Genomic DNA, 12,667 nt, shown 5'->3' on the forward strand with positions numbered 1-12,667 from the left:
TAAAACTTATGAGTTTAAAAACAATCCATACCCTAACCGAAGAAGCAATATCACTGCTAAAATCACTTATTGCCACTCCGTCTTTTTCATCGGAAGAAGAGAATACGGCAAAACTGATTGAGGCATGGTTTGATAATAACAGTATCCCTTTTAAACGGGAGAACAATAATATATGGGCTTTCAATAAGCATTTTACCGAAGGTAAGCCTACCCTGCTGCTTAACTCTCACCATGACACAGTAAAGCCCAATCAGGCTTATACTTTAGATCCGTTTGAGGCTATTGAGCAGGATGGCAAACTGTTTGGACTGGGTAGTAATGATGCCGGCGGGTGCCTGGTATCATTAATCGCTACCTTCACCTATTTTTATGAGGCCGAAAATCTGCCTTATAATATTGTAATGGTTGCCTCGGCAGAAGAAGAAAGCAGCGGTCCTAACGGATTGAACAGTGTATTGAGACATTTACCCAAACTGGATTGTGCCATAGTGGGCGAGCCTACCGAAATGCAACTTGCTATAGCCGAAAAAGGATTACTGGTACTGGACGTAACCATAACCGGAACACCGGGACATGCTGCGCACCCTAACGATGATATGGCTATTTATAACACATTAAGGGTTATTGAGTGGTTTAAGGATTATACGTTTGAAAAGGTATCTGAAGTGTTGGGTCCGGTTAAAATAACGGTTACCCAAATCAATGCAGGAAAACAACATAACGTGGTTCCGGCAGAGTGTAATTTGGTTGTGGATGTAAGGGTAAACGACTGTTATACCAACCTTGAAGTGCTGGAAACTATAAAATTGGGTATTGAAAATGGTAAGGTAACAGTAAAACCAAGGTCACTGCACCTCAACTCATCATCTATCGCAAAAGAGCATGCTCTTGTACAGGCGGGGGTAGCACTGGGCAGAACTACGTATGGTTCTCCTACCCTTTCAGACCAGTCCGTACTAAGCTGCCAGTCGTTAAAACTGGGACCGGGATTATCGCTGCGTTCACACTCGGCAGATGAGTTTATTTATATCAATGAAATTAAAGAAGGAGTTGAACTGTATATAAAAATACTTTCCCAATTTCTTAATTATACTACCAAAACGGCTGATGAGGCCAAATTAAAACAACAATAATGAAACTTTGGGATAAAGGCATACCAACAGATAAGAAAACCGACATATTCACCGTAGGCAACGACCGCGAACTGGATCTTGTACTGGCAGAATATGATGTTATCGGGTCTATGGCACATGCCAAAATGCTTGGAAAAACGGAACTATTAAACGATAAAGAAGTAAGCGAACTACTTACCGGACTGGAAGAAATACTGGCAGACATTAAAGCCGGAAACTTTGTGATAGAAGACAGCTTTGAAGATGTACACAGCAAAGTAGAATACCTGCTTACCGAAAAGGTGGGTGATGCCGGAAAAAAAATACACACGGCACGTTCCCGTAACGATCAGGTTCTTACTGATGTTCACTTATACCTGAAAGCTGAACTTACCATCATAAAACAACAGGTAAAGGAACTTTTTGACCTGCTTATGGCTATGGCAAATGAGTATCAAAATGTACTGTTACCGGGGTATACACATTTACAGGTAGCTATGCCGTCATCATTTGGGATGTGGTTTTCTGCTTATGCCGAAAGCCTTATTGACGACGTTGTTATGCTGAATGCCGCTCTTACCGTAACCGACCAGAATCCGTTAGGTTCGGCGGCAGGGTACGGAAGCTCTTTCCCTATAGACAGGACTTTCACCACAAACGAACTGGGATTTTCGACATTAAAATACAATTCGGTAGCTGCACAAATGAACCGTGGCAAAACCGAAAAAACTACTGCCTTTGCACTGGCATCGGTAGCTGGTACATTATCAAAACTGGCTATGGACATTTGCCTGTACCTAAGTCAGAATTTCAATTTCATAAGTCTGCCACAGCACTTAACCACAGGGTCGAGCATTATGCCGCATAAAAAGAACCCTGATATTTTTGAGCTTATACGTGGTAAGTGTAACAAAATACAGGCACTGCCCTATGAGCTTACCCTTATAACCAATAATTTACCTAGTGGTTACCACAGGGAATTTCAGTTGCTTAAAGAGGGACTTTTTCCTGCCTTACAAACATTGAAATCCTGCCTTGAAATGGCACATTATTCCATTAAGGAAATTAAGGTTAACCACAATATACTGGATGACAAGAAATACTATTACCTGTTTACGGTAGATGCTCTTAACGAACTGGTAGCTCAGGGTATACCTTTTAGGGATGCCTATAAAATGGTAGGAGAACAGGTAGAGAACGGTACGTTTGTTTCTCCTAAAGCCACAAAACACTCTCATGAGGGTAGCATTAACAACCTGTGTCTGGCTGAGATTGCACAAAAAATGGAAAATATAATTTAATTATTTATTCCCTAACGGGAAACATTACGTTGTAACATCCTATTCTCTACCAATATAAAATCCCTAACGGGATCTAGAAATTAGCTTGTAATAATTTTATTAAAACCTATATGGATTTGTAATCTAGTATAAAACTCGTATTAAATCTTATTCTATTAAATAAATGTTTAGATGATGTTCTATATACAAATTATTTAATCCCTTTAGGGATTTTATCTCGGTAGAAATTTATATTATGATATTTTTTTCCCGCTAGGGAATAAATAGATTTGTTATGTTTGTAGTAAACACCTTACCTCATGGCAAATACCTACACTCAAATACATTTACAATTTGTTTTTGCAGTTAAACACAGAACTTCTCTAATTTCTCCTGTCTGGAAAAAAGAACTCTATCTTTATATTTCTGGTATTGTAGAAAATAACGGACACAAACTTTTAGCCATTAACGGCATGCCCGATCATATCCACAAACAGGAAGAGCATCATAAAAAGCAATCTTTTAAGGAAGAATACCTTGAATTCCTTAAAAAGTTTGACGTTGATTATGATGAAAAATACATATTTCGGGAGCCCGCATAATATCTCCTTATTATTTTTTTAATTTTCAACTACACTATCCCCTTTACCACACCGGCATCAATAGCACCGTGAGATGTATCATATACCGCCACACCTTCTTTAATAAGTATAATTTGTGGTGACTGATGCATCACATCAAAACGATCAGCAATTTCATTAGATATATCCCTGTGAGATAGCAGGTCTAAAAAATACGGTTTAGCCTTGCTGGCATCAATGGCATACTCCTGTTCAAACTGCTTTAAAGCCATTCGGCTAACGGCACATCGTGTACTGTGTTTAAATATAATAACAGGAATTTGGTGTGACTCCTCCTCTATCTCGTCCAACTGTTTTATTTCTGTTAAATCGTTCCACATTTCTGAACCAGAACCGCTAACTTTACTGTTAGAATCGCCGAATATCTTATCAAAAAAACTCATAATCGTCATGTTTTCAGACACTTTGTCTGTTTAAAAGTTATTTTTTACAGCAAAAACAGACATTTCGTCAGATTTTACTTATTGGAATATAAATTGAATTAAGCATATCAAATTTAAACAATTCGAACATGAACTTTAATAATTATACAATAAAATCTCAGGAAGCCATACAAAGAGCACAGCAAATTGCTCAGGGTTATGGTCATCAGCAAATTGAAAACGAGCACATTATAAAGGCTATTCTTGAAGTAGACGAAAATGTAACTCCGTTTTTACTTAAAAAACTTAACGTTAATGTACAGCTGTTCCAGCAAATACTGGACAGCACCCTGCAAAGCTTCCCTAAAGTATCGGGAGGTGAAATGTCGTTATCCCGCGATGCGGCATCAGCATTAACAGAGGCATCAAACATTGCCCGTAAAATGAACGACGAGTTCGTTTCCATAGAGCACCTGTTACTGGCCATTTTTAACTCAAAAAGTAAAGTAGCCCAAATATTAAAAGATCAGGGAGTTACCGAAAAAGGCCTTAAAGCGGCTATTGAAGAACTTCGTAAAGGAGAAAGAGTAACATCGGCCAGTGCCGAAGAAACCTATAACTCACTAAACAAATATGCCAAAAACCTTAATCAGTTGGCTAACGATGGTAAACTGGATCCGGTAATTGGTCGTGATGAGGAAATACGCCGTGTGCTGCAAATCCTTTCGAGACGAACAAAAAACAACCCAATGCTGGTGGGTGAACCGGGTGTGGGTAAAACCGCTATTGCCGAAGGTTTGGCACACCGTATTATTCAGGGAGACGTACCCGAAAACCTTAAAAACAAAATTGTTTACTCACTGGACATGGGTGCCCTTATTGCAGGTGCAAAATACAAAGGTGAGTTTGAGGAAAGACTTAAATCGGTTGTGAAAGAAGTAACTTCTGCCGAAGGTGATATCGTACTGTTTATAGATGAGATTCATACCCTTGTGGGTGCCGGTGGTGGTGAAGGTGCTATGGATGCAGCTAACATCCTGAAACCTGCCCTTGCCCGTGGTGAACTAAGGGCCATAGGTGCCACTACGCTTGATGAGTACCAAAAATACTTTGAAAAAGACAAAGCACTGGAACGTCGTTTCCAAAAGGTATTGGTAGATGAACCTGATACCGAAAGTGCCATTTCCATACTACGTGGTATTAAGGAAAAATATGAAACCCATCATCAGGTACGTATTAAAGATGACGCTATTATAGCTGCAGTTGAACTTTCACAACGCTATATTACCAACCGTTTTCTACCCGATAAGGCTATCGACCTTATGGATGAAGCAGCATCAAAACTGCGTATGGAAATCAATTCCAAACCCGAAGAGCTGGATGTACTGGACCGTAAAATAATGCAGCTTGAAATTGAGATTGAGGCCATTAAACGTGAAAACGATGAAACAAAACTTAAATCGTTAGGACTGGAACTGGCTAACCTTAAGGAAGAACGCAACGAGATATATGCCCGATGGAAAAGCGAAAAGGATATTGTAGACAACATTCAGGCTACAAAAACAGAAGTGGAAAACTTTAAACTGGAAGCCGAACGTGCCGAACGTGAAGGTGACTACGGTAAAGTAGCCGAGCTTCGTTATGGTAAAATCAAAGAGGCTCAGGAGAAACTGGACGAAATGGAGAAACAGCTTCAGGAAAGCCAAAAAGGAAACAGCCTTATAAAAGAGGAAGTTACCAACGAGGATATTGCCGAAGTTGTTGCCAAATGGACGGGTATACCTGTAACCAAAATGCTACAGAGTGAGCGCGAAAAACTACTCCATTTGGAAGAAGAGCTGCACAAACGTGTTGTGGGGCAGGAAGAGGCTATACAAGCTGTGAGTGATGCCGTAAGACGTAGCCGAGCCGGGTTACAGGACCAAAAGAAACCTATTGGTTCGTTCCTGTTCCTTGGTACAACGGGTGTGGGTAAAACTGAGCTTGCCAAAGCGCTTGCCTCCTACCTGTTTGATGATGAAAATGCAATGACGCGTATTGACATGAGCGAATATCAGGAACGTCACAGTGTGAGCAGACTTGTAGGTGCGCCTCCGGGATATGTGGGGTATGATGAGGGAGGACAGCTTACCGAAGCCGTAAGAAGAAAACCATATAGTGTGGTACTGCTTGACGAAATTGAGAAAGCCCACCCTGATACCTTTAACATACTGCTACAGGTGCTTGATGAAGGTCGTTTAACGGATAATAAAGGCCGCTTAGCCGACTTTAGGAATACCATTATCATAATGACTTCTAACATGGGTAGCGGAATTATACAGGAAAAATTCGATAACCTTAAAGGCAGTATTGAAGCAGCTACCGAAGCGGCTAAAACCGAAGTGCTTGGATTGCTGAAACAAACCGTAAGACCGGAGTTTATAAACCGTATTGATGATATTGTGATGTTCACTCCTCTTACACAGGATAACATTAGGGAGATTGTAAGCCTTCAGCTTAAATCGGTTACCAAACTGTTGTCTAAGCAAAACATTACTCTCGATGCTACTCCGGAAGCTATTGATTACCTTGCCAAAAGAGGTTATGACCCTGATTTTGGGGCGCGTCCGGTAAAACGTGTAATACAAAAAGAAGTGATGAACGAACTGTCTAAAGAAATTCTTAGCGGTAAGATTATAACCGATAGTATTATACTACTGGATAGTTTTGACGGCAATTTGGTTTTCAGGAACCAGATTCCCGAATAAGGATAGTGAATAAGAATAATAGTAGTAAATATAAAAATGAAAAGGGACGCTTAACAGCATCCCTTTTTTTATTGTTAAAGGCTAAGGCGATATACCTTATCCAAATCATTGTTATCGCTTACGTTAACCCCAAGGTCTTTTACAATCCCCGAGCCTACTCCATATACCCATCCGTGAAGGTGAAGCGACTGTCCGTTTTTCCATGCACCCTGTACGATAGATGTTTTGGCAAGGTCATACACCTGCTCTTTTACGTTTATCTCTACAAAGGTGTTAAAACGATCATCTTCATTTACTATCGAATCAAGATATGTTTTATGATGACGGTAAACATCCTTAATATGCCTAATCCAGTTATCAATTAACCCTATCGAAGCATTACCCATAGCAGCCTTTACACCACCACAACCATAATGTCCGCATACAATAACGTGCTTTACTTTAAGTACGTTAACAGCATAATCCAGTACGCTAAGCATGTTCATATCAGAGTGAACAACCATATTGGCAATATTACGGTGTACAAACACCTCACCCGGCTGCGCCCCTACAATCTCATTTGCAGGTACACGGCTGTCACTGCATCCTATCCATAACAACGGTGGTGACTGTCCCTCGGCAAGCCTTGCAAAATATTCAGGATCGTTGTCAATTTTGCTCTCAACCCACTTTTTGTTATTCTCTAACAGTTGTTTATAAAACTCGCTCATATTTATTTCAGTAAATTATATTCTTTAAACTTAGTTGTTTTTATTGTTCCTTTTTAGTGTGTTCGAAAAAAACATGTTCGGTATCATCCAAATCATAGGCATCCTTAAAGCCTACCAGTTGTACCTGTATGTTATTTTCTTTGGCACGTATATTTGTAAATTCTTTGATAAGATCCTGTACATCATGGGCTATATACACCGTGTCTGATGCATTTATAACTACTTTTGAATTTTCAGGAATATCATTTAAGGTAGATTTTATCGCTGCCTTGTTAAGGAAAGACACTTCCTGTGCAAGTTCAATATGAATTACATCGCCTTCCTCATACGCTTCTTTCCTAAAATGGTAAGCCCTTTGCAGGTTTCCTTTAAGTACGAATATAATGCTTATAACCATACCAAGTGCTACACCTTTTAAAAGGTCGATCGCCACAACGGCAATAAGTGTAGCCACAAATGGTACAAGCTGGTATTTCCCTTTTTTCCAGAAAAGTTTCAGCTTAGCAGGGTTTGCCAGTTTATAACCTATAAGCAACAGTACAGCTGCCAGTGTAGCAAGCGGAATTCTGTTTAGTACAAAAGGAATGGCTAGTACACATATCAGTAATAAAAATCCGTGAATCACTGCCGACATTTTGGTTTTTGCTCCCGAGCTGGCATTGGCAGAGGAACGTACCACTACTGATGTTATAGGTAGTCCGCCAATAAACCCGCTTACCATATTACCTATACCCTGAGCCTTAAGTTCCCTGTTAGTATCGGTATAACGTTTCTGTACGTCCATCCTGTCGGAGGCCTCAATACAAAGCAGTGTCTCTACCGATGCTACTACGGCAATGGTAGCTGCCGATATCCAAACATCCGGATTTGTAATAACAGAAAAATCAGGGGTGATTATAAAACCGGCTATATCGCTAAAAGACTCCGGCACCGGTAAAGTAACCAAGTGCTCACTGCTTAAAGCGAAATGACTTCCCGTTCTTGTAAAAATCTCGTTAAGTAGTATACCGGTAATTACCGCCACAAGGGCTCCCGGTAACAGTTTCAGTTTTTTTAGCGCAGGTACTCTCTCCCATACAATTAGTATAAGCAGGGATATAATGGTAATGATAACTGCACCACCCTCAAAACGCTGAATAATATCGGGGATATCCGAGAAAGGATTACCTCCGTCCAGCCTGAAAAGCGATTCGTTACCGTCATAGCTTTTATCATACCCAACAGCATGTTCCATTTGTTTGATAATGATAATAACCCCAATACCCGCAAGCATACCCTCTATCACATTGGCAGGGATATAATTGGAAATACTACCTGCTTTTAAGAAGCCCAGTGCAAGCTGAATTACCCCGGAAAGGAATACAGCAAGCAAAAACGCCTCAAAAGAGCCAAGGGTAGCAATGGCTGTTAATACTATGGCGATAAGCCCGGCAGCTGGCCCAGATACACTTATATGTGAATTACTAAGGAAACCTATTACAATACCACCTACCACACCGGCAATAATACCAGATAAAGGTGGCGCACCAGAAGCCAGTGCAATACCAAGACATAGCGGTAAAGCCACTAAAAAAACAACAAGACCTGAAGGAAAATCAGACTTAAAATTGGCAAAAAGATTATTCTTTTTTGTCATAACCGATAAAATATAATACAATTAATATAGTATTAAACACCTGCAATAGGCAGACATCCCATTTAAAACCAGCTATATAAAAATAGCGGCAGCAATTGAATTATACTCTCTCGGGAGGTGGAGAAAAAATATCTCCAAAGGCATTATCAAGCCTAAGGAGATATTTTGAATTTATAACTTTAGATTTTTTTTCAACTATAATAAGAGGCATTTCGAACTCTAATTCGGGTCCGGCTTTAATCTCTTTTATTTCTTTGTGAATTTCTTCCTCATTAAGGCTGTATACCATAGAAATATCCGTATCATCTTCCAGAAGGCTTATAACCGTAGGGGTTGCCAGGAATGACAGAAAAAGGAATATTACTATTTTTACAAGAAATTTCACATTGCTAAAATAGCGAATATATTTTAAACGGTTCTAAATAAGTTTTTAATTCCGTATGTTAAATTTCTTCTTCGCTCCAAGCTTTCATCATCCAGATGGTTTTCTCCTGCTCGGTAATAAAATCACTCATCATAGAGTTGGTACCCTCATCATTAATTTTATCACTTTCATCCAGTATCACCCTTTCTATCTTTAACAAATCACTTAGGGAAGTCATAATAAGCTGTACGGCATCTACATCTTTAGAAACATTTTTACCTACTTCAAGTCTGTTATTTTTAATATAATCTTCAAAAGTATGTAAAGGTGTTCCTCCCAGTGTAAGTACCCTTTCTGCTATCATATCTATTTTTAGCTGGGCATCATTATAAAGTTCTTCAAATTTTACGTGTAGGTCAAAAAAACGTTTACCGCGAATATTCCAGTGTATACCTCTCAGGTTTTGGTAATATATCTGGAAGTTGGATAAAAGTATATTCAACTCTGCTGCAATAACTTCAGTTTCTTTTACCGGTAAACCCAATATGTTCGTGGCTTCTGTTTTCTCTTTTTTCGTTTTCATGTTTTACTTTTTATATTATTTATTAGGTTATCTACTCTCTCAAAGTTACAGAAAATAACCTTAAAAAAATATAAGCGTTATCGATGATTTTTATAATTTTATCATAAAAATCTATACTTAACACTTTTTAATAATGACCATAACTCAACTGCACTATGTATTGGCTGTAGCCGAATACAAAAACTTTACACTTGCTGCCGAAAAATGCTTTGTAACCCAGCCCACCCTGAGTATGCAAATACAAAAACTGGAGGAAGAACTGGACGTACAAATTTTTGACAGGGGTAAAAAGCCTATTCAGCTAACAGATGTGGGTCAGCAAATTGTAACACAGGCAAGGAGCATCGTTAATGAGTCCAACCGTATTAAGGATATAGTAGATCAACAAAAGGGTTACATAGGCGGAGACTTTAAAATAGGCATTATACCAACGGTTATGCCTACCCTGCTACCTATGTTTATTACCAATTTTACCAACAAATACCCTAAGGTAAACCTTATTATTGAGGAACGTACCACTGAGGAAATTATAAAAATGCTTAAAAGTGGCCAGCTTGATGCGGCAATAGCAGCTACCCCACTTAGTGAGGAAAGTATTAAGGAAGTAGTATTATACTACGAGCCTTTTGTAGCTTACATACCCGAAAACAACCCGGCGTTTAGTAAAAAAGAATTTAGCGTTAAAGACCTTGAAGACAATCTAAACAATATACTGCTGTTACAGGATGGGCATTGTTTCCGTAATAATGTACTTAACATTTGTAAAGCGGCATCACTGCCACAACACAACCGTTTTCACCTTGAAAGCGGTAGCTTTGAGACTATGGTTAAACTGGCAGATGAAGGTTTAGGGATGACATTACTACCTTATTTACATACTGTAGACATGAGTGAAAAGGCAAAAACAAAATTACGTCATTTTATAGAGCCAAGACCATCAAGGGAAGTGAGTTTAATATACTCCAAAAAGGAACTTAAACTGCACCTTATAGAAGCATTGCGCACTACCATAACAGGGGTTGTTAGGGGTGCTATTGCTTTCCATAATGTAGAGATTACCTCTCCGCTTCATAAATAATTACAAAGCGGTCATAAAAATAAAAAAGGAGCCTTGTGGACTCCTTTAATTTTTATTGTTCTACATATATAAGACAAGCTTTTAATTCAGGCTTTTCAGTCGTAAAATTATTAAGCCAGTCTACAAGCTGTTCCACTTCATATGGTAATAACAGCTTAATTGCTTTTTCTACTTCCTTACAAAACAATTTTGGGTCAAAACTTACGCTTTCCAAAACTGTTTTTGTGTAAGCAAACATACTTCTGGGCATAATTAAAAATATGAATAATATTGTGTTAAATGGTTAGTGCTTCTATTAGAATGCATGTAAAGATAATAATAAAAATGACATATCGATGAAAATTAACTATATCGATTGCGTTAAAATTTTTATTAACTCAAAGTTTTAACATAAAATTAATATTTAAAAGCCCTTAGCATTTCTCTTTTTCCGGGTGGTCCGGGAAGTTTTTCTGTGGTAAAACCCGCTTCCTGCATCGCTTTTTTAATACTTGTTCTGCACGCATAGGTTACCAGTACGCTATTGGGTTTTAAAGCCTTATACATTTTGGAAAAAATTTCGGCAGTCCACAGTTCAGGCTGGGCATGAAAACCAAAAGCATCAAAGTAGACAATATCATACATTTCGACATCTTCTATCTCACTAAAAAACTGTTTTCTTTTTAGTAAAGTAAACTTATCATTTATTTCAACCGGCTCTTCCCATTGGGCAGTGTGCATAGCCTCAAAAACGTCACTGTGTTGCTTCGCTTCAAGCTGCTCTACATAGTTAAGCAGTTTTACTTCCTCCGCTTCTACCGGATAAGCCTCTACCCCTGTGTAGTTAATTTGCTGCCCTGTTTTAACCGACTCCAAATAGGATATAAAGGCATTAAGCCCTGTACCGAAGCCTATCTCTAAAACATAAACAGGCCGATCCTGTAGTAAGGTCAGCCCGTTTTGTATAAAAACATGATACGCCTCACGGATAGCTCCAAATTTAGAGTGGTAACTTTCCTTCATATCGGGAAGATGTATCGTTACCGATCCGTCCTGCGTTTGTATAATTTCTCTTTTCAATTACCTGATGTATAATTTTTTAATCCTTGGTATAGGTCCGCCACATTTGGACTCGTGACAGCTAAGGCAAGAGGTTACCCCCTCGTTAAATCGTTCCTTAACATTAACCGTATCAATATAAATACGTTTTTGTGCCTCGATATACTGTTTGGCATGCTCTTCAAAAAACAAGTCACGGTCTGACTCATCAGTCATCATTGCCGAATGTATCCTTAAAAAATGTTTTGGGAAAGCCCCTATGGTATCCCCTTTTATAATACGTTCCCTTAGCCTCATATTGTCAACATACATCTGTTCCATCAAAGCTGCCATAGGAGACATTTCATACATCTCAAATTCCTTTTCGGCCTTAGCTTCCTTTACAGGAACTTCAGCTTCAGTAGCAGTTTCTTTGGGCGTTTTGTCGTTACATGATGCCAGTATTAAAAAGGCCAATAATACCGGTAATAACTTCTTCCCCATTATTTAGTGATTAAAACACCGTCGGCCATAAAGCCATATTTTACTTCAGGTTCAGTGATTTTAGCAATCTCAGCTTCAGATTTACCTCCGTCTTTAGCATAGTGCTTTAACTGCTCTACAGAAATTTCACTAACAAAAGCCTTACCACTTACAACAGCGTCCTGCCCTGCTGCATTTAACGGCACAAAGAATGCATAATCTTTAAACTTTACAAAAGATTCGTTTTCCTCCTCAAGTCCTAACGACATCCAGCAGCCTTTCTTTTGGCAAACGTCGTTAATATGCGCACGGAACTTTACATTAACTGTATCTCCCGGCTTAAGACTCTTATACTTCTCAAACATTTCTTTGTTGCTTAATGCCTGGCTGGCATCAATCTCATCGCCAAAAGATGCATATAAACCATCGTTTGCTGTAGCATCAACATGTAAAGCCTCCTCATCTTCGTTAATAGAGTCGGTATTAATGTTTATTGCTCCGTTTTCAGTTTCAACAACTGTGTCTTCTGATTCAACATTTGTATTGTTTTTACAGGCTGTAAGTGCCAAAAGTAATGACACTGCAAATAATGATTTTTTCATTTTTTTAGCGAATTATGTTTAGTGTATGCAAATTTATACAGAAAATTATAAA

At 38.8% G+C, this 12,667-nt stretch carries 14 protein-coding genes; 5 read left to right on the plus strand and 9 right to left on the minus strand.

Features of this window, described 5'->3' with window-relative positions; translation table 11 throughout:
• Positions 1–8 precede the first annotated feature (8 nt).
• From ABS768_RS08290 to ABS768_RS08300, 3 genes are all read left to right on the plus strand, one after another.
• Positions 9–1,133 carry a M20 family metallo-hydrolase gene (locus ABS768_RS08290; protein WP_408074493.1) on the plus strand — a complete coding sequence of 375 codons (1,125 nt, stop codon included), beginning with the start codon at positions 9–11 and terminating at the stop codon, positions 1,131–1,133.
• Positions 1,133–2,413, plus strand: a complete 1,281-nt coding sequence (argH, locus tag ABS768_RS08295) for an argininosuccinate lyase (RefSeq protein WP_408074494.1) — start codon at positions 1,133–1,135, stop codon at positions 2,411–2,413. Before ABS768_RS08290 ends, argH begins: the two co-directional genes overlap by 1 nt.
• Positions 2,414–2,712: 299 nt before the next feature.
• Positions 2,713–2,994: a transposase gene (locus ABS768_RS08300; RefSeq protein ID WP_408074495.1), complete on the plus strand. Its 282-nt coding sequence runs from the start codon at positions 2,713–2,715 to the stop codon at positions 2,992–2,994.
• Positions 2,995–3,023: 29 nt separating this feature from the next.
• Here ABS768_RS08300 and ytxJ read toward each other — a convergent pair whose 3' ends face one another.
• On the minus strand, positions 3,024–3,416 hold the full coding sequence (gene ytxJ / locus ABS768_RS08305; protein ID WP_408074496.1) for a bacillithiol system redox-active protein YtxJ: 393 nt from the start codon (positions 3,414–3,416) through the stop codon (positions 3,024–3,026).
• 128 nt (positions 3,417–3,544) lie between these two features.
• Between ytxJ and clpB the strand changes: the two genes are divergently transcribed.
• On the plus strand, positions 3,545–6,142 hold the full coding sequence (gene clpB, locus ABS768_RS08310) for an ATP-dependent chaperone ClpB (RefSeq protein ID WP_408074497.1): 2,598 nt from the start codon (positions 3,545–3,547) through the stop codon (positions 6,140–6,142).
• 74 nt (positions 6,143–6,216) lie between these two features.
• Here the strand turns inward: clpB and can are convergent, their stop codons facing one another.
• The 4 genes from can to ABS768_RS08330 all read right to left on the minus strand — a co-directional run bounded on the left by can (position 6,217) and on the right by ABS768_RS08330 (position 9,435).
• The gene (gene can / locus ABS768_RS08315; RefSeq protein ID WP_157481970.1) at positions 6,217–6,852 is read right to left on the minus strand and encodes a carbonate dehydratase; all 636 of its coding nucleotides are present in this window, start codon (positions 6,850–6,852) and stop codon (positions 6,217–6,219) included.
• A 40-nt stretch (positions 6,853–6,892) separates the two neighbouring features.
• Entirely contained in the window at positions 6,893–8,488 is a 1,596-nt protein-coding gene (locus ABS768_RS08320) for a SulP family inorganic anion transporter (protein WP_408074498.1), read from the minus strand.
• Between the two features lie 100 nt (positions 8,489–8,588).
• Positions 8,589–8,873, minus strand: coding sequence for a hypothetical protein (locus ABS768_RS08325; RefSeq protein WP_408074499.1), 285 nt, complete (start codon positions 8,871–8,873; stop codon positions 8,589–8,591).
• 58 nt (positions 8,874–8,931) lie between these two features.
• Positions 8,932–9,435 carry a Dps family protein gene (locus tag ABS768_RS08330; protein ID WP_408074500.1) on the minus strand — a complete coding sequence of 168 codons (504 nt, stop codon included), beginning with the start codon at positions 9,433–9,435 and terminating at the stop codon, positions 8,932–8,934.
• Positions 9,436–9,568: 133 nt separating this feature from the next.
• Between ABS768_RS08330 and ABS768_RS08335 the strand changes: the two genes are divergently transcribed.
• On the plus strand, positions 9,569–10,513 hold the full coding sequence (locus tag ABS768_RS08335; RefSeq protein WP_408074501.1) for a LysR substrate-binding domain-containing protein: 945 nt from the start codon (positions 9,569–9,571) through the stop codon (positions 10,511–10,513).
• 52 nt (positions 10,514–10,565) lie between these two features.
• On the opposite strand, the gene ABS768_RS08340 is transcribed toward ABS768_RS08335, so the two are convergent.
• From ABS768_RS08340 to ABS768_RS08355, 4 genes are all read right to left on the minus strand, one after another.
• Positions 10,566–10,763: a hypothetical protein gene (locus ABS768_RS08340; protein WP_408074502.1), complete on the minus strand. Its 198-nt coding sequence runs from the start codon at positions 10,761–10,763 to the stop codon at positions 10,566–10,568.
• Between the two features lie 146 nt (positions 10,764–10,909).
• Positions 10,910–11,572 (minus strand): tRNA (5-methylaminomethyl-2-thiouridine)(34)-methyltransferase MnmD, encoded by a 663-nt coding sequence (gene mnmD / locus ABS768_RS08345; RefSeq protein WP_408074503.1) that lies wholly within the window; start codon positions 11,570–11,572, stop codon positions 10,910–10,912.
• Positions 11,573–12,034, minus strand: coding sequence for a hypothetical protein (locus tag ABS768_RS08350; protein ID WP_408074504.1), 462 nt, complete (start codon positions 12,032–12,034; stop codon positions 11,573–11,575).
• Complete coding sequence (locus ABS768_RS08355) at positions 12,034–12,615, minus strand: DUF4920 domain-containing protein (RefSeq protein WP_408074505.1); 582 nt, start codon at positions 12,613–12,615, stop codon at positions 12,034–12,036. Before ABS768_RS08355 ends, ABS768_RS08350 begins: the two co-directional genes overlap by 1 nt.
• Between the last annotated feature and the right edge of the window lie 52 nt (positions 12,616–12,667).

The sequence above is a fragment of the Flavobacterium rhizophilum genome, assembly GCF_046000485.1.
GTDB classification, from domain to species: Bacteria; Bacteroidota; Bacteroidia; order Flavobacteriales; family Flavobacteriaceae; genus Flavobacterium; species Flavobacterium rhizophilum.